The sequence below is a fragment of the Brevundimonas sp. SH203 genome, assembly GCF_002157625.1.
GTDB lineage: Bacteria > Pseudomonadota > Alphaproteobacteria > Caulobacterales > Caulobacteraceae > Brevundimonas.
On sequence record NZ_BDMM01000001.1, the window covers coordinates 661723 to 681982 of the forward strand.

The window sequence follows — 20260 nt, forward strand, 5'->3', positions numbered from 1 at the left end:
TCCCCCGTTCTCGTCGCCGATCATGCTTGACATCACGGCGTATGGCGAGCGCCATTCTCGGGGTGATGACGGGGATGGGCGCGTGATGTTTCAACTGATTGGCCTGCTGCTGTTGGGCGCCCAGGCGACGGCGGCCGCCGCCGACACGCCGCGCGAGACCATCCTGTCCGATATTCAGGCGGCGACGGCGGCGCGCGAAAGCGGCCGGCTGGACGACGCCTTCTCGGCGGCGGATCGCGCCATCGTCGCGGCGCGCGCGATCCGACCCGCCGACCCGGTTCTGCTGTCCGACGCCCTGGTCGCGCGCTGCGATGCGAGGTCCGGCCAGTCCGAACCCGACATCTCCGACTGTCGCGAGGCGCTTGTGTTGCGTGAAGCGGCCCTGGATGCGGATGACCCCAAGCTTCACAACCTGCGTATCCAGATCGCGGTCAACACCATCATGACGGGCCAGCCGGCCGAGGCGCAAGGCGTGATAGAAGCGGCCATCGCGGGCCTGCGCCGCTCCCCCGACACGCCGGCGATGCGAACCGATGTCGGCATGGGGATCGCCGTCCTGGGCATGGCGCAACAGGCGCAGGATCGGCGTCGCGACGCCGAAGCCAGCTATCGGTCCGCCATCGCGGAACTGACCACGGCCGACGAGACGGGTCAGCGCTATCGTCCGCTGGTCTATAATTATCTCAACATCCTGCTGCTGAACGAAGGGCGGCTGATCGAGGCGCTGCAAGAGGCCGAGACCTCGGTGAACATCCAGCGGGCCTCGGCGCCCGCCGGCGATCCGACCCTGATCGGGGCGCTGAGAGCCTTGGCGGGGGCCCAACAACGCGCCGGGCGGCTGAAGGACGCCGAGCGATCCCTGCGCGAACAGCTTGCCCTGCTCGACGCCCAGCAGTCGCCCCAGCCTTCGCTCAAGGGCAATGCGCTGGCGGGTCTGGGATCGCTCTATATCGACCTGGGCCGCCCGGAGCTGGCCCGACCGTTGCTGGAGCAGGCGGTCGAAACCTATGCCGAAGGCGGCGCCGCAGGACGTCGCACCGCCACCTCGGCGCAAGGGATGCTGGCCGATCTCGACATCCAGGCCGGGCGGCCGCAAGCGGCGGTCGCGCGTCTCGAAGCCGCCCTGAACGACCTGGGGCTGGAGGTTTCCGGCCAGCAAGGTCGTGCGGCGCTGCTGGCGCAACTCGCCAGGGCGCACGAGGAGAATGGCGACGACGCCATCGCCGTTCAGCGCGCGCAGGACGCTCTGGACATCTATGCGCGGATCGCGCCACAGGCCCCGGCGATCTCTGGGCCTCTGCTGATCCAGGCGCGCGCAGACGTCCGCGCCGGGCGTCTCGATCAAGCCCGGACCAAGCTCGACACCGCCGTCGCCGTGGGCCAGGCCCGACCGCCTTCCGCGCCGACCCGGATCGCGGCGGAAACCGCGCGGGTCGATCTGGCGCTGGCTCAGGTGGGTCCGCTGGACGCCGCCGCTTCTACGCTGGCGACCGATGCGGCGGACGGGGCGACGGCCCTGATCCTGACCTCCGCGCGCGCGGGCGTTCCCACACAGGGCCTGTCGGCGACGACGCGGCCGGCCTTCATCAACCGGATAGAGGCGGTGTGGCGACAGGACGCCGCCACGCCGCCGACGCCTCAGCGGTAACGATATTCGCTGATGCTGCAGACGTTGACGCGCTCGCGGACCAGCACGTCGCCGTCGGCGAAAACGGCCTTGAAGTCGAAATAGCATTCGCCGGTGCCGTCATCGATATTGATGCGCACCGACCGGCCGGGACGCAGCACGTCATTGCCCAGGATGTCTTCTTCCCAGTCGTCGGCGTCGACGCTGGAAGCGTAGAACTGGGTCATCGTCACCCGCGTATCGTTGATGATGCGGACACGTCGGTCGGCGCCGGCGCCCGCCGAGGCCGGCGCAGCGACGCCCAGCGTCAGGGTGGCCATGGCGGCGGCCATACCGATGGCGCGGATGAAGCTTTTACGGTTGATCATGATGGTTTCCCTCTCCACGGACGCCGATGCGACGTCGTTGAACGCAGAGTGGATCAGACCGGCGCCCGGCCCCACTTACCGTCGCCGTAAGATCGGCGAACCCATCTGACATTTCCCGTCATGGCAGGACGACGATGGGGAAGGCGACGGCCATGGACGCCTGACCGGGCGGCGGCCCCAGGGCGGCGCCGCGCCGCGACCGGCCGTCCAGAGCATCTGCCAGCCAGGCTGACAAGGAGGCAGGCTCATAGCCGGGTTCGCCTCTCGCGCCGGGGCGGCTCGACATCTCGGCCAGATACCGCAAGTCGGCGGGAAAGCGCGTCGCGGCCGGCACGGCGAGGACCGCCAGTCGTTCCACGACCACGTTCCGCTCCGCAACGATCCGAAGCGCGGCGCTGCGCTTTTCTCCGGGCGCCAGCCGGACGGTGTCGGTCGGATGCAGACTCGGTCCGATGACGGTTCCGTCCGCCGACAGATAGAGCAGATTCACATCCAGCGTCGCCCGGCCGGTATTGGCCATCTCGATATACAGCCGGTCGCAGGCCCTCAAACCCGGCAAAACGAACAGGGACACCTTTTGGGCCGTTGGCGGCGGCGCCGCCGCATCGACCGCATCGCCGCACCGATCCGCCGACGGCCGGTCAAGTCTGGCGCCGACCGACAAGCCGTCCGGCGCCCAGCCGCCGCCCAAGGCCGCGATGGCCGCCGCCACGCGCTCCGCGGGCGACCTGGATTGATCGGGCGACGAAACGGCCCGCGCCGCCACTGCCCCGGACGGCGCCGCGTCCAGCCCCGACCGCCCGATGCCCGCCGAGGTGACACGGCCATAGCCCAGAACCGACTGGTCCTCGCCTTCCAGAACGACGCGGTCGCCGGAAACGACCCCCTCCTCCAATCCCGCCGCCAGCGTGATGTCCGCCCCCCGACGCACGACGGCGAACCGCCTCTGGCGCCCTGGCGTCAGGTCCAGAACAGGACTGTCCATATCGCCCTCGAAGACCGGACGCGGCGCGTCAGGCCCCAGCCGACCGTCGGCGGACAGAAGGCCCGCCGCCAGATCGCGCAGACTGCGGGTGCGCCCGGCGTCCAGACTGCGGATCAGGGCGTTGGAGAAGACCGAGCCCCTGTCGGTCGCCAGGGCAAGACCGCCATCGCCAGCCGCATAGAAGCCGACGAAGCGTCCCCCTGGCTGTTGGGAATCTACAGCGCCGAACCCGGGTTCGCCTGTCTCGAAACTGTCCGAACCGCGTCGTCCGGCCCCGCCGCGCGACACGGTCTTGGCCTGGGCGCCCGGCGCCTCCCGCCCTCTGGTCACGCCGGCGGCGTAGCAGGCGTCCACGACCAGCCAGACATCGACGCCCCGCGCGCGCAGGCGGGCGACAGCCGCCGCGATCTCATGATCCGCGATAAAACCGCCGTCCGGCTGTCCCTGTGCGTTCAAGGTGGCGTCTGAAGCGAGCCAGACCTCCTCCAGCCCATCCGGTTCCTGCGACCCCGGCGCCGCCGGCCGCTGCCCGCCGTGCCCGGAGAAGTAGATCAGCACCCGATCGTCGGCCCTGGCCTGCGCCTCCAGCGTCGCCAGCCGTTCAAGAATGGCGGATCGGCTGGCCCCGGCCGGACTGTCGTCATCGGAGATCGTCTCGATCCCCGCCTCGCCGAGCCCTGCAACCTTCAAGGCCCGACCAAGGCGCGCAACGTCCTGTTCAGGCGCGGCGAGACGAAACTCCGACGGCAGATCACGATACCGCCCGACGCCGATCAGCAGCGCCCGGCTCTCGGCGCTCGCCGCATTCGCGCCGGCCCACAGCCCCAGGGCCAGCAGCAGTCCGAGGCTCGCGGGGCCTCTAGTTCGTGCCATAGGCGTATCGGTTGGCGGCGGCGCCGAGATTGCGGACCTCCACCTGATAATCTCCGGGTTCGTGCGCGGTCCAGGCGCACAGCTTGACGTCGCCGGGCCCGGCCGCCTGACACACCATCCCCTTGCCGGCCTTGACCGTCACGGCCAGCGGCGCGTCGCCGTCCCCCTCGACATAGACGACCGCCGGCCGGCCCGGCGCGAACCGCTCGCGAAAGACATGGGCCTGTCCCGCCGGCAGACGCGCCAGCGAAACCAGCGGCCCGCCCGTTCGCCCCTTGTATTCCTGGGCCCGGATCGCGGCGATGAAGGCCAGGACCTGGGCGTCGCCCTCGGCCAGCATCTGCGCCTCGTCCAGCCAGACCTCGGCGATCTGAGGCCAGGTTCCTTCGTCCGACGGATCGACCGCCCCGCCCGGCGACGCGGGTTCGGCCGGTTCCGATTGCGCCGTGCGAACCGGCGCCGCCGTGGACAGCCGCAGCCGCGCCGCCGTCGCCAACAGCCAGGGATCGCCCCGCTCCCGCCCCAGACGCGCCAGACGGGCGGACAACTCCAGCGTCTCGAACGGCGCAGCCGCCGCCTCGGTGGCGGCGTCCACCTGAAGGGCGGGCGCGGACAGGGCTTGCGCCACGGTTGGTCCGACGACCGAACCGGACGACAGGACAGCCAGACAAAGCGTGCGAAAGAGCATTGTTCTTCTTGCCTCAAACTCGGCGACCATCGCAACTTACGAGCCTTGTCAGCCCCGCCCGGCCGCCTCGCCGTCTAGAAGGGAGCCGAAGGAGCCAGCGATGCGCATACTCTTGCTAGAAGACGACGGCGACGCCGCCGACCGCGTTCGCGCCGCGCTCGCCGACGTGGCCGATCTGGACCTGGCGTCGGAAACCACGGTCGCCGCCGCCGTGAAGACGGCCGCCGCCAAACCCTTCGACGCCCTGATCCTGGACCGCATGGTCGAGGACGGAGACGGGCTGGACGGATTGGCCCAGCTGCGCGCCCTGGGCGTCCGCACGCCCGCGCTGGTTTTGTCCAACCTCGGCGCCACCCGGCACAGGGTGGAGGGGCTGGACGCCGGCGCCGACGACTATCTGGTCAAACCGTTCGAGGCGGAAGAACTGGTCGCCCGCCTGCGCGCCATGCTGCGACGCAGTTCCACTCGGGGCCACCCCGAGGTGTTTCTGCTCGGCGAACTGGAGGTTCGGGTCAAGGCGCGCACCGCCCATTGGAGCAATCGCCACCTCGACCTGTCGCCAAAGGAGTTCGACATCCTGGCCTTCCTCGCCGCCAATCACGATCTGGTCGTCTCGCGCCAGATGTTGTGGGACGCCTGCTGGCCCGAGTATCGGATTCCGCCTCAGATCAACGTCATCGACGTCAATCTGTCGCGCCTGCGCGCCAAGATCCATTCGGTCGCGGGCAAGCCCCTGATCGAGACCGTTCGCGGCCAGGGCTTCATGCTCTCGGACGGCGCCGCCGCGTGATCGGGGCGCGCAAAGCCAACGCTCGCCCCCGACGCGCCTCGGCCGTCGCACGCCTGTCCCTCGCCTATGCGGTCGTGTTCATCGTCATATCGGCCCTGTTCTTCGCGGGGGCCATGCATTTGGTCGCCCAGAAGAACCGCGAACGCCTGCAGTCGCTGGTGTTCGCCGACAGCCGCGCGTTGAAGGCGAAGATCGACGAGGCCCCGGCGGCGCTCCGTCTCGACATCGCCCGCGCCATCGTCGGCGCGCGGATCGCCCAGGGCAAGGATCGCGTCCAGTATGCGCTGGTCACGCCGTCGGGAGAATGGTCCGGCAATCTGTCCGCCTCCGACGTCAAGGTCTCGCGCGGCGACCGACTGACCCTGACCACGCGCGGCTGGCTCTCGGTCGCGGCGATCGACCGCGTCGATCTGGGTCAGGGCGGCTACATCCTGCTGGGCCGAACACAGGACGAGGCGGGGCTGGAGCGGGACGTCATGGGCGTGGGCCTGCTGGCCCTGGCGCTGGCCGGCTTCGTCGCCTTCGTCATCGGCCCGATGGCCAGCTTACGGCTGGTTCGCCGGGTCGAAGCCGTCAACCAGGCCTGCGAAGCCTTCGGCGCCGGCGACCTGACCGCCCGCGCGCCGGGCGCAGGGGCGTCGGACGAGTTCGGCGCCCTGGCCCGCTCGGTCAACGCCATGTTCGAACGCATCGACGATCTGGTGGGCGGGCTGCGGGAAGTGTCGAACCAGGCCGCGCACGACCTGCGCACCCCGATCGCGCGCCTGCGCTCCGACCTCGACACGGTCAGGGCCGCCGACACCCTCGACCAGGCCCGCACGGCGGCCGAGGCGGCGATCGCGGAGACCAACGCCATACTGGAGACGTTCGACGCCCTGCTGGACCTCGCCGAAATCCAGGCGGGATCGACCGTGGTCCTGTCTCCTGTCGACCTGTCGCTCATCGCCCGACAGGCGGCCGATCTTTATCGCCCTGTCGCCGAGGACGCCGGGATCGCCCTGGTGCTGGACCTGAACCCGGCCCATGTCACCGGCGAACAGGCCCTGCTGATCCGCGTCGTCGCCAATCTGCTCGACAACGCCATCAAATATTGCCCGCGCGGCTCCACCGTGTGCGTCAGCGTCAAGCCGGTCGAAACCGGCGTCGAACTCGCGGTTTCAGACGATGGCCCCGGCGTGCCGGCGGCCGCCCGTAACGACTTGCTCAAACCGCGTGTGCGCGGCACGACTTCGTCTCCCGGCCTCGGCCTTGGACTGGCCCTGGCAGCCGCCGTCGCCGCCAGACACGGCGCCGACCTGCAACTCGGCGACGGCCCGCAGAACCGCGGCCTTCGCCTATCGCTGACCTTCGCGCCAACCGATCCCGTCGCCTGAAGCCGGCGACTGACTCGTCTAAGACAGGCCTGTCTCATCGTCTCCCTTATTCATATCGCTTGGAAACCAGCACCGTAATCGACAAGCGCTCCGGCAGCGGCCTAGCCGCAGAAGCGTAGTCGAATTCAGTAGCGGAAGCTCGCCTGCAGCATCACTTCGCGGCCGCGGGCCACATAGCCGCGCTGCTCGCCGATCGTCCCAGGGATGCTTGCGCCGCCGGTTCGGTCCATTCCGTACTGCAGATAGTATTCATTGGTGAGGTTCCGACCGATGAGGGCAAGTTGCCACCGGCCGTCTTCCGTCGCCATCGTAGCGCTGGCGTTGAACCGGAAGAAGCCATCCTGGAAGGTGCTGGGAGCCTTGGTGTCGGAAGCCCAGTAGCTGCTCGTGTAGAAGACGTCCCCGGTAAGGCCATAGATCATACCCCCTCGCGGCACGCTGAGATCAAAGCCGGCGTTGCCCGAAAAGTCCGGCGAGCGACCCGGCACACGCCCATCCTGATCCTGTTGCAGAGTGAGCGCCGTAGCGTTCACGAAAGAGCAGTTGGGAGGCGGCACGGCCGTCGCCCGCGTCGTGCCCGTGGGGAAGGCATAGGCGTAGCAGGGCCCGACATAGTCCGCGAAACGGTTGTGGACGTAGGTCCCGGCCGCATGGAGGGTCAGGTATTGGTTGGCGTTGTAATTCAGTTCGATATCGAGGCCGCGCTGCTTCATTGCGCCGGCGTTCCCCACCACGAACGCCACGCGAGCAGGATCGAAGGCGTTCACTTGAAGATTGTCGAAGTCGTAGAAGAATAGCGCGCTGGTCACACGCAGCGGGCCGAAGCGACCCTTCGCACCGATCTCGCCGCCCTTGACTTCCTCGGACGTGAAATCGAGATCGCCGATCCGCGTGGCTGCAGTGGCCAGGCCAGACGTGAATCCGCCCGACTTGAAGCCTGTCTTATAGGCCGCATACAAGGTCTGGTTTGGAGCGGGATGCCAGGTCAGCGTGACTTCGGGAGAGAAGTTGTTCTCCTCATAGGAGCCATTCAGGACGCCGGGCTCGCTTTCGCCCGGGAAGGTCACCCCCACGACGTTGAAGGCGCCGAAGCCGTAGTTGACCCGCTGATGGTGCGTCTTGCGCTCATTGGTGTATCGACCGCCGACCGCGAACTCCAGATCGGGGACGATCTTGTAAAGCAGTTGGCCGAAGGCCGACACCGCCCTGCCATCCTGCTGGACGCTGGTATCGGTCGTCGTCACGCGGTTGTTCGCCGGATTGAAGTAGGCGTACCCGAGGCTGATGTCCTGGTGCACGCGTCTCGAAGTGTCTTGATAATAGAGGCCTGCCGCAAAGTTCAGCTTGCCGCCGAAGTCGCTGACGACCCGGATTTCCTGGCTGAACTCCTTGATCTCATCATCCTCGGTGGCGAAAAGCTGCGAGAACGAGGTGTTATCGAGGCCGTAATCCGAATTGAACTGATTATGGTTGAAGCCGGTCAACGACGTCCAAGTCAGCGGACCCTGATCGTAGGACATATTGAGGGACACCGATTGGAAGTCCGTCGCCCCGTAGTTTCTCCCGTCCCCACGGCTGTTCGGCAGCGCAGCACCGACAGCCGCCGGCAGATCGCCATTGGTCATGTGATTGTCGATGCGGCATTCGCCGAACGGATCCGCCACGCCATACATTCTCGGCGCGCTGCCGGTGCACGGTCCGATGTTCTGTCCACTCGCGCCAGCGCCGTCGTCCCGATAGCGATCTGCGAACAGTTTTAGAGTCGCCTGGAACGGGCCATCCGGCGTGTAGGCCAAGGTCAGGCGGCCTAGGAGTTCGGTATTGCCCGAGCGCGCGTTGTGCGCGCCCGGCAAGGTCGCGAACCCGGCGGGCATGGTCGCTGGATTATAGAACGGGTTCGGCGCTTCGCGAGAATCGTTGAAAAGCCATCCTGCGAGGTCACGGTAGCGAGCCGCCAAGCGGAAGCCGAAGTCCTTGCCCAGGGGGCCGGAGACCGCCGCTTCGCCAATCCACTCCCGTCCGCCGAATTCGTAGCCAAGGCTCCCCGATGCCTCCAAGGTGTCCGTCGGTCCCCGCGTCGTCACCGCGATCACGCCCGCCGGGCTGTTCTTGCCGAAGAAGAGAGCCTGCGGCCCCTTCATGAACTCGATCTGCTGCACATCGAAGATGCCGATCTGAGCGATCTTGCCGTTGCTGGTCTGAACGCCGTCAAGAGCGACCGACACGCTTTGTTCGAACCCCACGACGCCGGAAGGCGAACTGACACCGCGGATGGCGATTGATCCGCCACCCGAGGACCTGGAATTGGCGATGATCACGGAGGGAACGACTTCCGCCAGTTTGGGCAGGTCCGTTGCGCTGGCGCGGGCCAGCGCGGCGCCCCCAATCGCAGTCACAGCGACGGGGACGTCCATGAGGTTCTCGGCGCGGCGGCGAGCGACCACGACGATCTCGTCCACGGAGTTGACTTCAGGCTCAGTCGTAACCTGAGCATCGGCTTGAGCATTGGAGGGAATAGACGGCGTCGCGCTTGAGGATTGAGCCTTTGATGCGTCGGCGCACGCTGTAGAAGCGATCACCACCGCTCCGGCCAATAGCCAATTTTTAAAACTCATTCCCTGCAGCACCGTATCGCCTCCCGTATTATTGCGCAGTCATTTCGACACGCTTATCGATTGACGCTACGGAAGCCGAAGAATGTTGTCAGTCCCGGCAAATAGGGACACCACGACTGTGAAATCTCCGGGGTGCTTTAGGCCTTTGCCCTATCGCTTCCTTGCCCGCCACTACTTGCCCGCCAGGAGCGCCTCAAGAGCGGGCGCATCCGTTGTATTGGATAGTCCAGAAGCGGCGAACCAGGACCGCTCGAGACGAGCCTGATGACGGGCATGTTCCAGAATGGCCGTCCGAGCGCCCTCGTTCGAAAGCAAACCCCCGGCCTCTTCGATAAGGCGCTCGATCGCCAGTCCCAGGCTCTGGGTCACAGACCTCATCGCCCCAAAGTCGGCGTGATCAACCAGGCGGGCGGAGTCGCGACCTCTGACGACCTCTTCAGCCGGGTCATCAGTCGCCGCCAAAAGGGCGTCCGCAAGGTCGACCAGGTATCGGAGCTCAAGGGCGGCGACCTGAGGGATGTACCGCCACTGCGTTTCTAGAACCTTGAGATGCCCAATCGCGATCTCGGCCTGCTCGATCGCCAACCTTTGGTCAGCTGGCAGTGCGGGAACGATGACCTGTTCGAGCGCCTTGGCGACACTGCGAAGCCTTGTATCGATTGATGGAACCACCGACGCTCGCTCCCTCGCTGTTCCGCCAGGTCGGTCCAGCATAGCCGACAGCGCAGTGGTTAGCCCGGACAGCCACTTCGACGCAGTCCTATGCGACAGGGACAGCCCGCAAAGGAGCTGTCGGCTATCAAGCCGTTGTGTTCGGCGCGTTCGAGAACTCACATCCCGAAGCCTAGGAATCCCGATGTTTACCGATGAAGACGTTCGCTATCACCTTCCTGAAACGGTTCCTTACAACTGGGCGGAAACGAGCTTCTTCTACTTCTATGTCCCGAAAGCCAACATCATCGGCCTCTTCTACATCGTCGCCCGCCCCGGCGTCGGGACGATGATCAACGAAATCGAAATCTGGAGCGAGATGTCGGACGATCTGCTTCGTGCGTCCTACATCGACACGCAACAGAACCTCCCCATGCCCGAACGCTTCGAGAAGTTCTCGCTGCCCAACGGCACGTCTTATGAGGCCAAGGGAATCCGCAGCTACAGGATCGATCACGTGGGGTCCTACGACACCGAGCTGCATCTCGACGTCGTGGGGCTAATGCCGCCTTACGACATTCATGATCCCGAGATGGATCCTCTGGCATTGCCGCATGAAGACTCGGCCGTGGCCTCCGGCGTAGGCGCGAGCTTCTCCGCGCATTTCGATATGACCACGCGCGTTACCGGGACCATCAAGGTGCGCGGTCGGTCCTACGACGTGGACTGCATCGCGACCATGGACCACAGTTTTGGCGTGCGTTCCGAACGCGGTGGGCATCCCATGGCCTGGATCAACGCCAACTTCAGCGAGACCCATGCCTTCCACGCCATCTGGAAGTTTTTCCCGGACAGGCCGATCGACCAGCAATATGAGCTCGTTCACGGCTACGCCCTGATCGATGGCAAGGTGCGAGGGGCGAAGGGCGGACGCATGATCGCCCGCCATCTGGGGCGTGTCGCCGTGTCCTATGAGATGACAATCATCGACTGCGACGACGTCGAGCATAGGATGTACGGAACGGCGACCGCGTCTCACACCCTCCAGCCCTATGGGTATGTGACGGTCCCCGTCACGCTGACGCGCTGGCATAAGGGCGACCAGATCGGCTGGGGACATAGCCAGGAGGTCTATCTTCTGCACAAGCAGTCTGGACTTCATCTCGACGAAAAGGGCTCGGAGTGAACGCGCGGAGCCAATCCGCCCCAACAAGCGAACGGGCGGGTGGCGCAAGCCCCTATGTCACCGAACGGCGCGTGGGCGAGGTGTTCGACCGGAAGATCGCGCTCAGGTCCGGTCCGCGCTACGCCGTGAAAACGGATGCGGAAGTCCGAGCCGCTCTCGAACGACTCTTCACCGCGCATGGTTTCCGGGACATCACGATCTCAGACTTGCGGCGCATGACGGGCGGAGCGTCCAAGGAACAGTTTGCTTTCCGACTGGATCACGCCGCTTCGGATCAATCGGAGCGCCTGGTCCTTCGCATGGACCCCTACGCCAGCGCGGTCGACACCTGCCGGGGTCGCGAGGCGGAGATGATCCAGGCTGTAGTCGACGATCTGCCTGTTCCCTCTATCCGCCTCGTGGATCGCGACGGAATCCACCTTGGACAGCCCGGCATGATCATGGCGCTCGTCCCAGGCGTCTCGATGCCAAGCCAGATGGCCGGACGGGCCGTCTCGGGCATCGGAGGCAGCTACGGCGCCATTGGCGAACGGTTGGCGCCCCAATTCACGCGGCACATCGCCGCTCTTCACAATCTCGATTTTACGACACGCTCTCTGGAGCTTTTTGACGTGCCTCGCGCGAACAGCACCGACGCCGCGCTTTGGCAGGTCAATGCCTTCGCCCGCTCTTGGCATGACGATCGCCTTGAGGCCGCACCGATCCTTTCCTTGACGGAGCGCTGGCTGCGGGAAAACGCGCCCGTATGCGAGTCACCCTGCCTCGTGCATGGCGACTACCGGATGGGAAACTTCCTCTTCACCGAGCCGGATGGCCTGATCACGGCGGTACTCGACTGGGAGCTCTCGCACATCGGCGACTTCCACGAGGACCTTTCCTACATCCTGCGGCCCCGGTTCGGCAGCGTCGGTCCCGACGGCCAGCTTCTCGTCTCAGGCCTGATGCCGAAGCCTGTCTTCCTGGAGGAGTACGAGAAGCTCTCGGGCAGGCGCATCCGCAACGCGGTCATCGCTTATTACGACGTCTTCAGCGCCTGGAAGGCGGCGGTTGTCGTGCGGGCGTCGGCCGTCCGCGCGGCGCACGAGGGTCACAACCATCAGGACCTGCTGCTCGCTTGGCTTGCGACCGGGACAGGCAATCACCTGCGCGAACTCGCCGACATGATGGACCGTCTCTAGCGAGCGGCGATCCCGACCTCCTGGACGCCGTGCTCGAAGCGGTCACGGCTGAGTGCGGCGATGTGCGCGACTATCTGAACGCCGTGTTGCAGATCAACGCAGGCGATGTTCCGAACGATTGGACGGCGCCTGCTCATGTGAGCCGACGCCGAAAGTCCACCGCCGCTCGCCAGACTCAATCGGGTTGATGATCCATTCGTCGGCTAGCCTTCAAGCAAAGCAGAAAAGCCAGGCAAGACAATCCGCCCGCGAGGGCGGCATTGACGATCATGCCATGGATCAATGCGTTCGGCCCGGTCCAGAACTTCGCCAGACCCACGACCACCAACGGCCCCAAGGCATAACCAAACAGGGACGTCGCCAGGATATACAGCGATGTCAGACGGGCGCGGATCATTCGAGGGCCGAACATCTGCAGGGCGAGGGGCGCCAATACGCCCACGGACGCCAGGCCGAACATGGCGACGAAAAACGCGCCCAGGACCAGGTTCAGGCTCGACTGGCCGATCCCGAGCACAAGCGCGGCCACCGCGATGGCGCCGCTCGCCAACAGCCCGATCAGAGTTCCGTCCTTGCGTCCTTTCCCGGCGAGCCATTGCGCCAGCCAGGGCCAGAAGATCGTGGACAAGATGCCGGCGGTCAGGCCCATAGCGCCGACCTGATAGCCTGCCTGTTGAACGCTGCCACCGAAGTTCCGGACGATGGCTGTCGGCATCCAACTGATGGTGCCCATCGAGACTGTCGTGATGAGCGCCAGACCGAGATAGAATGCCAGATAGAAGCCCGAGCGCCCACGCAGATAGCCGAGCATCTCGACGAATGTCATGCCGGCCAGCTTGGTCGTGTTCGCCTGAGGCGCATGCCTCGGATCCTTCACGGTGAACAGCATCAAGAAGGCGATGAGCAATCCAGGGCAACCGAGAAAGATGAACGTCAGTTGCCAGGCGGCGAGGCCCACCTTGTGATCGATCGTGCCTGAGAAGGCCAGGACGGCCCCGCCGATGACGAACGCCCCTGTGCTCATCATGCTGCCCATGGACCCATAGACGGCGGTCGGTACTGCGCGGCGTTTCTGCGGGAACAGATCGCCGATCAGGGACACTGCGGCAGGCGTCAACACCGCCTCGCCAAGAGCGACGCCGGAACGCAGAGCGAAGAGGGTCCAGAAGTTCGAGGCGAACGCCGACGCCATGGTCATGACGCTCCAGAGCGCTACCCCCGCGACGACGATTTTCACGCGATCGTTCCGGTCGATCCGGTCCGCGATCGGCAAACCACTGAGGGCGTAAACGATGGCGAAGCCCGCCCCGAGAAGCAGGGCCAGTTGCCCATCCGTCAGGGTCAGGGCGCTCGCGACAGGCTGGGCCAGCAGGGCGAGCAGCAGTCGATCAGTGAATGACAGGGCGTAAAGAAGCGTGAGGAGGATGACGACATACCAGGCGCGTCGTGCATCCGGAAACTCGGCCGGTCCGGCGTCCGCCACGGCCGAACCGCTTTTGCTCTGACCCATCGTCCCTGCCCTCACCCTCAAAATCCTCAGCCTCGCTGGGCCGAGTTCCAGACTCTTCGCCCCCGAGAATCCGAGACGGCAAAAAGGGACACTACGTCTGTCTCAAACAGGAAATCAGTCCCGGCGGCTTGGGACAGACCGTACCGAGCGGTTTCCAACGTCATCCCGGACATCGGATATCGTGAGACGAGCAGGCTGGAGATCGCGGGCGATCCAATGTCCTGATCAGCCGATGTCGACCTTCTCATTGATCTGTTGAACTCAGACCTTGATCACGATCTTGCCGACATGTCCGGCGGCCTTGAGATGATGGAAGGCGGCAGGCGCCTCGTTAAAATCGAAAACCCGATCGATCTGGGGCCTCAGCGTATGGAGTGCGATCATGCGGTTCATCGCGTCGAGGTCCGAACGAGACCCCACTGTGACGCCTCTCAAGGCTCGCCAGCCGATCAGGCTGCGCGGGTTGATGGCTCCGTCCGTCAACACTCCAATCATATGGACCTGACCCGAAATCGCGGTCGCTGCGATGGATTTCTCCAGCGTCCCGCCGCCGCCCACCTCGACGACATGATCGACGCCGCGACCGCCCGTCAGTTCAAGCACGGCCTTCTCCCAATCGGGCTCCTCGCGGTAGTTTATGACATCCCACGCCCCAAGTCGGCGAGCCGCCTGCAGCTTGGCGGCGCTAGAGGATGTCGAGATGACCCGCGCGCCGGCGGCCTTGGCGAACTGTATCGCAAAGCAGGACACGCCGCCCGTGCCAAGAGTGAGCACGGTATCCCCGACCTTGATCGGGCGTGGCCCGTAGAGCGCATTCCAGGCCGTGACGCCGGCACAAGGCAGGCATGCGGCCTCCTCGTAGCTCAAATGGTCGGGTATGCGAGCCGCAATGGCCGCGTCGCAGACGAAGCACTCCGTCAACACGCCGTCGACCGCCGGCGAACCGTGGGTCAGAGCAAGGTCAGTTGCACTTGGCGGTCCCGCCGCCCAGCAGCTGGAAAAGCCAGGGGTTACGCGATCGCCCGGCCGGAACCGATCGACCCCCTCCCCGACAGCGACCACCTCGCCGGCGCCATCGGACAGAGGAATGTAGTCGCCTTTTACATCTCGCCCGTAGCGACCTTCAGCGATCAGGAGGTCCCTGAAGTTCAGGGACACCGCCCGGATGGCGATCGAAATCTGGCCGGGTCCGGGAGAAACCGACACTTCCTCTTGGCGCCTCAGACCGCTGAGTCCTTGGGAGAGATCGAGGCGATAGGCCCGGTGTCTCACCGCAAGTCCTGATCGACGAGGTCGCTCGCCACGATGTCCCGTCCCCACCGATCACCCGTGGCCGCCTCCCAGACGCGGATTGCGTCTATGGCCATGAGCGACTGGCCGATCTCGTCACGTCCTTCGAGCAAACCTCGTTTGCGGTCCGGATCGACATCGAAATGGAAGACGGCCCCACTGGCGAGGGTGACGGTCTGGGCTGGCAGATCGACCGTCATGGCGGCGCTGCCGGCCGTCTCGGCCGCCGCAATCAGGATTTGCATGGCCTCAGCGCCGAGAAGCACCGGAAGAATGCCGTTCTTGAAGCAGTTGTTGTAGAAGATGTCGGCGAAGCTCGGCGCGATGATGCAGCGGATGCCGAAGTCCAACAAAGCCCAGGGCGCGTGCTCGCGACTGGAGCCGCAGCCGAAGTTGGGCCCGGCGATAAGGATCGATGCGCCCCGCCACGGATCGCGGTTGAGAACGAAGTCTGAGCGATCCGAACCATCCGCCGCGTATCGCATCGCGTGAAACAGATGTACGCCCAATCCCGCTCGGCTTGTGGTTTTCAGGAACTGGCCCGCCAGAATCTTGTCGGTGTCGATGTTCACGAGCGGCAAGGCGGCCGCCACGCCTGTCAGGCAAGAGAAGGACTGCATCAGGCCAACCCCCGCGAATCCACGATCCTGCCGTTTACCGCAGCGGCGGCGGCCATGGCCGGCGACATGAGGTGGGTTCTTCCACTTGGTCCTTGCCGACCTTCAAAGTTGCGGTTGGAGGTCGACGCGCACCTCTGTCCGGGCTTTAGCTGGTCAGGATTCATGCCCAGGCACATGGAGCAGCCCGCCTCGCGCCACTCGAAACCGGCATCGACGAAGAGGGTCGCCAAGCCCTCTTGCTCGGCTTGCACCTTGATGGCTCCCGAACCCGGAACAACGAGCGCCCGAACCCCGGGCGCCACCTTCCGTCCTTCCACGATCCTGGCAGCGGCGCGGAGGTCCTCGATCCGACTGTTGGTGCAACTGCCGATGAAAACGACATCGATCGGCAGACCCAGCAAAGCCTGGCCCGGCGTCAGCCCCATGTAGTCGAGCATGTGGTTGGTTTCGGCTCTGCGCCCCTCCGGAACCTGGTCCAGTGTCGGCGCCGAGCCATGAATGGATACGACGGCCTCGGGGCTCGTTCCCCATGTGACCATCGGTTCAATCGTGGCGGCGTCGATTTCCACGATCCGGTCGAAACTCGCCCCGGCATCCGACGCCAGCTCTCGCCACATGACCTTTGCGGCGGCGAAGTCTTCGCCTTTTGGCGCCAGCGGCCGGCCTTCGATCCAATCGAAGGTCTTGTCGTCGGGGGCGATCAGGCCCGCGCGCGCGCCGGCTTCGATCGACATGTTGCAGACCGTCATTCGCCCCGCCATGTCCAGAGCCGTAATAGCTTCGCCGGCGTATTCGATGACGTAACCCGTCGCCCCGGCAGTCCCCAGTTGTCCGATGATCGCCAGGACGAGATCCTTGCCTGCGACGCCGGCGCCGAGCTTTCCCTCGACCCTGACGAGCATGTTCTTCGCAGGCTTCTGGATCAGGGTCTGGGTCGCCAGCACATGCTCGACCTCGGACGTCCCGATCCCGAACGCCAGCGCTCCAAACGCCCCATGGGTCGAGGTGTGGCTGTCGCCGCACACGACCGTCATCCCCGGCAAAGTCATGCCCATCTCAGGGCCGATGACGTGGACAATCCCCTGCAGACGACTACGCAACGGCACATAAGGAACCCCGAACTCGGCCACGTTGCGCTCTAGCGTCTCGACCTGGTTTCGGCTCGCCGGGTCCTCGATCGGGCGGTCGCGGTTCTCGGTGGGGACGTTGTGGTCGGCGACGGCGATCGTGCCGCCGGGTCGGCGCACGGATCGCCCCGCCAAACGCAAGCCCTCGAATGCCTGAGGGCTGGTGACTTCGTTGACCAGGTGGCGGTCGATGTAAAGAAGCACGCCCCCTCCGGCGGCAGGCCCTACGACATGAGCGTCCCAGATCTTTTGGAACATCGTCCTCGGCGCGGACATCAGGACGACAATCCCAGCGCCGGAGCCAGAACATCGCGCACACGCCCGCCGATGAGAGCGCCGGGCAGTTTGGTTCCCGCAACAGCAGCCCCCACCAGCCGGCCCAGATCCAGACCGGTGGAGATTCCCATCTGTTCGAAGGTCCATACGACGTCTTCGGTCGCGACATTGCCGGTCGCGCCGGGTGCGAACGGACATCCGCCCAGGCCCGCGAATGAGGCGTCGATGACATTGATGCCCGCGTTCCATGCCGCGACGACATTGGCGACGCCCAGACCGTAGGTGTCATGGCCATGATAGGCCCATCGCCTGGCTTGCGGGAAGCGCGCCTTCGCCGCAGCGAACAGCGCAGAAACCCGATCAGGAGTCACCTTGCCCGTCGTGTCGCACAGGCAGATTTCGGCGTCCGGAAGAATGTCCACCAGCGGCTCCAGCAAGGCCAAGGTTTGTTCCGGGGGCATCTTGCCGTCCCAGGGACAGTCGAAAGCGGTCGCCACATTGAGGCGCATTCGCGCGCCGTCAGGCAACAAGTCGGCAATGGCGCGATAATCTTCGACCGACTCCAGCGGCGTGCGCCGGACATTGTTCTGATTGTGCTTTTCGGACACCGAAAGCACGAAGGCGAGGTGCGCGGCGCCTGCGTCCAGCGCCTTTTGGGCGTTGCGCAGATTGGGCACCAGGACCTGGACGTCCAGACCCTGCATGGACTGAGCGTGCCGCATGACCTCGCCGGCGTCGGCGAGTTGCGGCACCGCCGCTGCGCTGACGAACGCCGTCGCCTCCATGCGCCGAATGCCCGCCGCATAGAGCTGGTCGATCAAGTCCAGTTTGGTCGTCGTCGGTATGACCGCCGCAATGGACTGAAAACCATCACGGGGACCGACCTCCACGATGGTCAGATGGCGAAACCTCATGCCAGGGCTCCTTGCGCGCGCAGGGCGGAGATCCGGTCGGCGTCGCAGCCGAGAAGATCATGCAGAATTTCGTCGCCGTGCTGACCGATGTCCGGCCCGGTCCAGCGTATTACGCCGGGACTTTCGGGCACATGAGGCACAACGCCGGCGTGAAGAATCTCCCCTAACCCGGGGTCCTCCACCGCTCGGACCATGCCTCGGGCGAGATACTGGGGGTCGGACGCAATGTCGGCGGCCGTATAGACCTTGGACGACGGAATATCGGCGGCCTCCAGCCGTGCGGACAGGGTTTCTGTGTCGAGGCTCCGCGTCCAGTCGGAGATCATTTCATCCAGCACAGCGACATGGGCCACACGCGCCGCATTGCCGATGAAGCGGGGATCGGTCGTCAGTTCCGGTCTTCCCATGGTGCTGGCCAGCTTGCTGAATAGCGGTTCGGAATTGGCCGCGATCAGAATCCAGTCCCCGTCCTGCGTCGGATAGGCGTTGGTCGGCGCGGCCGTGGCGATGCCCCCGCCGGTCGGCTGCTTGATCTTGCCGAGGCGGCCGTACTCGGGAAGCATGGCCTCCATCATGCTGAAGACGCTTTCGGTCAGGGCCACATCAAGGCTTCTGCCCGCACCATCGCCGCCGGCTCGGTCGCGTTGCCACAGGGCGGCCATCACGCCGAACGCGGCATAGAGGCCGGCGATGGAATCTCCGATGCTGACGCCGACCCGAACTGGCGGCAGGTCGTAGGTTCCGGGCGCGTGGTTGGTCAGATGTCGCAGCCCGCCGATCGCTTCGCCGATCACGCCGAACGCAGCACGGTCGCGATAGGGGCCGGTCTGACCATAGCCGGAGATGTGGGCGACGATCAGTCCGGGGCGTCGCGCGCGCAACGCATCAGGCCCCAAACCCAACTTAGCCAGTTGACCAGGTCTGAAATTCTCGACCACGACATCGCATTCGGCCACCAGATCCAGCACCAATGCTCGCCCGGTCTCGGACTTCAGATCGATCGCGATGCTGCGTTTGTTACGGCCGTGAACCGACCACCACAGGGATCGACCGTCGACCTGTTCGCCCCATTGCCGGGCGGGATCGCCGGACGGCGGCTCCACCTTGATGACGTCGGCACCGAGATCGCCCAGGAGCCGGGTGCAAAAAGGCGCCGCCACGAAGTGACCTAGCTCCAGAACGCGCAGCCCCTTCAGGACAGGCGCGAGGGATGTGGGCGATTGACATGAGGGCGTCGAGGACATGTGCGGCTTGCTCCCAGGAGGAAGGTCCACACACTAGCCGCCGTCGGCGCCTGGACTATCCCCGGTCCGGGGGACAGTGAGGCTCCAACACGGTGAGATGGCTACTCCTCGTACAGACCAGCCTCAAGCAGGCGGATCGAGGACAGGTCGGCGCCGTTTCGTCGGGCGAAGAAACTTGTCGTCAGCCCGCCGTCCACCGGAAGGATCACCCCCGTCAGATAGTTCGAGGCGTCGGACAGCAGCATGACCACCGGCCGGGCGATGTCGTCCGCGGTCGCGATACGGGCCAGGGGCGTGCGATCCTCCACCGCCTCGACAAAGGCCGCAGGGATGGCGTTGCGGAGCAGCGGCGTATCGACAAGCGTCGGCGCGATGCAGTTGACCTGCAGACCGAACCGGCCCCATTCCAGCGCCAGCGACTTCACCAAACCGTTGACCGCGTGTTTGGAGGCGACATAGGCGGTCCGACCGGATTGGGCCCCCAACCCGTCGATCGATCCGATCACGACGATCCGGCCCGCGCCCCGCGCGATCATCGCCCGGCCGAAGGCCCGGCAACTGAAGAAGGCGCCCAGCACATTGACATCCATGATCCGCGCCCAGTCCTCGCGCGGCGTCTCCAGGCTGGGGCTCGCCCCCCCAATCCCGGCGCAGGCCACCAGGCCGAAGACAGGCCCCAACTCGACCTCGAAACGGGTCGCAGCAGTGCTAAGGGCGGCCTCATCCCGAACGTCGAGGGCGACACCGAGAACACGGGCGCCCAGCGCCTCAAGCTCGGCGACGGCGGCTTCGACCGCGGTCGCATTCAGATCGACCAGCCCGATCACAGCGCCGTCATGCGCCAGGGTTCGGGCCGTAGCGAGGCCGATGCCCGACGCGCCGCCGGTCACGACGACGACCCTGTCCTTCAGTCCGTAGTTCAGCATTTCGGCCTCCTCAGGCTTC

Annotated in this window: 17 protein-coding genes; 5 read left to right on the forward strand and 12 right to left on the reverse strand. The window is 65.5% G+C overall.

Annotation, left to right across the window (positions count from 1 at the left end; genetic code table 11):
* The first annotated feature begins 85 nt into the window (after positions 1-85).
* Positions 86-1648, forward strand: a complete 1563-nt coding sequence (locus SH203_RS15230) for a tetratricopeptide repeat protein (RefSeq protein WP_143275669.1) — start codon at positions 86-88, stop codon at positions 1646-1648.
* On the opposite strand, the gene SH203_RS03325 is transcribed toward SH203_RS15230, so the two are convergent.
* From SH203_RS03325 to SH203_RS03335, 3 genes are all read right to left on the reverse strand, one after another.
* Entirely contained in the window at positions 1639-1995 is a 357-nt protein-coding gene (locus SH203_RS03325) for a hypothetical protein (protein WP_200808774.1), read from the reverse strand. The genes SH203_RS15230 and SH203_RS03325 overlap by 10 nt on opposite strands.
* Positions 1996-2113: 118 nt before the next feature.
* Positions 2114-3853 (reverse strand): caspase family protein, encoded by a 1740-nt coding sequence (locus SH203_RS03330; protein WP_087119407.1) that lies wholly within the window; start codon positions 3851-3853, stop codon positions 2114-2116.
* Positions 3840-4541, reverse strand: coding sequence for a hypothetical protein (locus SH203_RS03335; protein WP_087119408.1), 702 nt, complete (start codon positions 4539-4541; stop codon positions 3840-3842). Before SH203_RS03335 ends, SH203_RS03330 begins: the two co-directional genes overlap by 14 nt.
* 100 nt (positions 4542-4641) lie before the next feature.
* Between SH203_RS03335 and SH203_RS03340 the strand changes: the two genes are divergently transcribed.
* A complete protein-coding gene (locus SH203_RS03340) occupies positions 4642-5331 on the forward strand; it encodes a response regulator transcription factor (RefSeq protein WP_087119409.1) in 690 nt (229 codons plus the stop codon).
* Positions 5328-6704, forward strand: a complete 1377-nt coding sequence (locus SH203_RS03345) for a HAMP domain-containing sensor histidine kinase (RefSeq protein ID WP_087119410.1) — start codon at positions 5328-5330, stop codon at positions 6702-6704. Before SH203_RS03340 ends, SH203_RS03345 begins: the two co-directional genes overlap by 4 nt.
* A gap of 125 nt (positions 6705-6829) precedes the next feature.
* Here the strand turns inward: SH203_RS03345 and SH203_RS03350 are convergent, their stop codons facing one another.
* Positions 6830-9163: a TonB-dependent receptor gene (locus SH203_RS03350; protein ID WP_159457526.1), complete on the reverse strand. Its 2334-nt coding sequence runs from the start codon at positions 9161-9163 to the stop codon at positions 6830-6832.
* A gap of 327 nt (positions 9164-9490) precedes the next feature.
* Positions 9491-9904, reverse strand: a complete 414-nt coding sequence (locus SH203_RS03355) for a hypothetical protein (RefSeq protein WP_143275671.1) — start codon at positions 9902-9904, stop codon at positions 9491-9493.
* A gap of 271 nt (positions 9905-10175) precedes the next feature.
* Between SH203_RS03355 and SH203_RS03360 the strand changes: the two genes are divergently transcribed.
* Both SH203_RS03360 and SH203_RS03365 read left to right on the forward strand, forming a co-directional pair.
* The gene (locus SH203_RS03360; RefSeq protein WP_087119413.1) at positions 10176-11156 is read left to right on the forward strand and encodes a hypothetical protein; all 981 of its coding nucleotides are present in this window, start codon (positions 10176-10178) and stop codon (positions 11154-11156) included.
* A 71-nt stretch (positions 11157-11227) separates the two neighbouring features.
* Positions 11228-12334 (forward strand): phosphotransferase family protein, encoded by a 1107-nt coding sequence (locus tag SH203_RS03365; RefSeq protein WP_087119414.1) that lies wholly within the window; start codon positions 11228-11230, stop codon positions 12332-12334.
* A 175-nt stretch (positions 12335-12509) separates the two neighbouring features.
* Here the strand turns inward: SH203_RS03365 and SH203_RS03370 are convergent, their stop codons facing one another.
* The 7 genes from SH203_RS03370 to SH203_RS03400 all read right to left on the reverse strand — a co-directional run bounded on the left by SH203_RS03370 (position 12510) and on the right by SH203_RS03400 (position 20241).
* Positions 12510-13844, reverse strand: coding sequence for an MFS transporter (locus SH203_RS03370; protein WP_143275672.1), 1335 nt, complete (start codon positions 13842-13844; stop codon positions 12510-12512).
* 261 nt (positions 13845-14105) lie between these two features.
* Positions 14106-15116: an NAD(P)-dependent alcohol dehydrogenase gene (locus SH203_RS03375; RefSeq protein ID WP_087119416.1), complete on the reverse strand. Its 1011-nt coding sequence runs from the start codon at positions 15114-15116 to the stop codon at positions 14106-14108.
* A complete protein-coding gene (gene leuD / locus SH203_RS03380; protein ID WP_087119417.1) occupies positions 15113-15754 on the reverse strand; it encodes a 3-isopropylmalate dehydratase small subunit in 642 nt (213 codons plus the stop codon). The genes SH203_RS03375 and leuD overlap by 4 nt, the downstream gene beginning before the upstream one ends.
* Positions 15754-17157, reverse strand: a complete 1404-nt coding sequence (leuC, locus tag SH203_RS03385) for a 3-isopropylmalate dehydratase large subunit (RefSeq protein ID WP_087119418.1) — start codon at positions 17155-17157, stop codon at positions 15754-15756. The genes leuD and leuC overlap by 1 nt, the downstream gene beginning before the upstream one ends.
* Positions 17157-18071 (reverse strand): hydroxymethylglutaryl-CoA lyase, encoded by a 915-nt coding sequence (locus tag SH203_RS03390; protein ID WP_087119419.1) that lies wholly within the window; start codon positions 18069-18071, stop codon positions 17157-17159. The genes leuC and SH203_RS03390 overlap by 1 nt, the downstream gene beginning before the upstream one ends.
* Positions 18068-19315: a CaiB/BaiF CoA-transferase family protein gene (locus SH203_RS03395; RefSeq protein WP_087119420.1), complete on the reverse strand. Its 1248-nt coding sequence runs from the start codon at positions 19313-19315 to the stop codon at positions 18068-18070. Before SH203_RS03395 ends, SH203_RS03390 begins: the two co-directional genes overlap by 4 nt.
* 101 nt (positions 19316-19416) lie before the next feature.
* The gene (locus tag SH203_RS03400) at positions 19417-20241 is read right to left on the reverse strand and encodes an SDR family NAD(P)-dependent oxidoreductase (protein ID WP_087119421.1); all 825 of its coding nucleotides are present in this window, start codon (positions 20239-20241) and stop codon (positions 19417-19419) included.
* Positions 20242-20260 lie beyond the last annotated feature (19 nt).

Coding starts and splice junctions, on each gene's coding strand:
- SH203_RS15230 (WP_143275669.1), top strand. CDS start 86: ATGTTTCAACTGATTGGCCTGCTGCTGTTGGGCGCCCAGGCGACGGCG.
- SH203_RS03325 (WP_200808774.1), bottom strand. CDS start 1,995: ATGATCAACCGTAAAAGCTTCATCCGCGCCATCGGTATGGCCGCCGCC.
- SH203_RS03330 (WP_087119407.1), bottom strand. CDS start 3,853: ATGGCACGAACTAGAGGCCCCGCGAGCCTCGGACTGCTGCTGGCCCTG.
- SH203_RS03335 (WP_087119408.1), bottom strand. CDS start 4,541: ATGCTCTTTCGCACGCTTTGTCTGGCTGTCCTGTCGTCCGGTTCGGTC.
- SH203_RS03340 (WP_087119409.1), top strand. CDS start 4,642: ATGCGCATACTCTTGCTAGAAGACGACGGCGACGCCGCCGACCGCGTT.
- SH203_RS03360 (WP_087119413.1), top strand. CDS start 10,176: ATGTTTACCGATGAAGACGTTCGCTATCACCTTCCTGAAACGGTTCCT.
- SH203_RS03370 (WP_143275672.1), bottom strand. CDS start 13,844: ATGGGTCAGAGCAAAAGCGGTTCGGCCGTGGCGGACGCCGGACCGGCC.
- leuD (WP_087119417.1), bottom strand. CDS start 15,754: ATGCAGTCCTTCTCTTGCCTGACAGGCGTGGCGGCCGCCTTGCCGCTC.
- leuC (WP_087119418.1), bottom strand. CDS start 17,157: ATGTCCGCGCCGAGGACGATGTTCCAAAAGATCTGGGACGCTCATGTC.
- SH203_RS03390 (WP_087119419.1), bottom strand. CDS start 18,071: ATGAGGTTTCGCCATCTGACCATCGTGGAGGTCGGTCCCCGTGATGGT.
- SH203_RS03395 (WP_087119420.1), bottom strand. CDS start 19,315: ATGTCCTCGACGCCCTCATGTCAATCGCCCACATCCCTCGCGCCTGTC.
- SH203_RS03400 (WP_087119421.1), bottom strand. CDS start 20,241: ATGCTGAACTACGGACTGAAGGACAGGGTCGTCGTCGTGACCGGCGGC.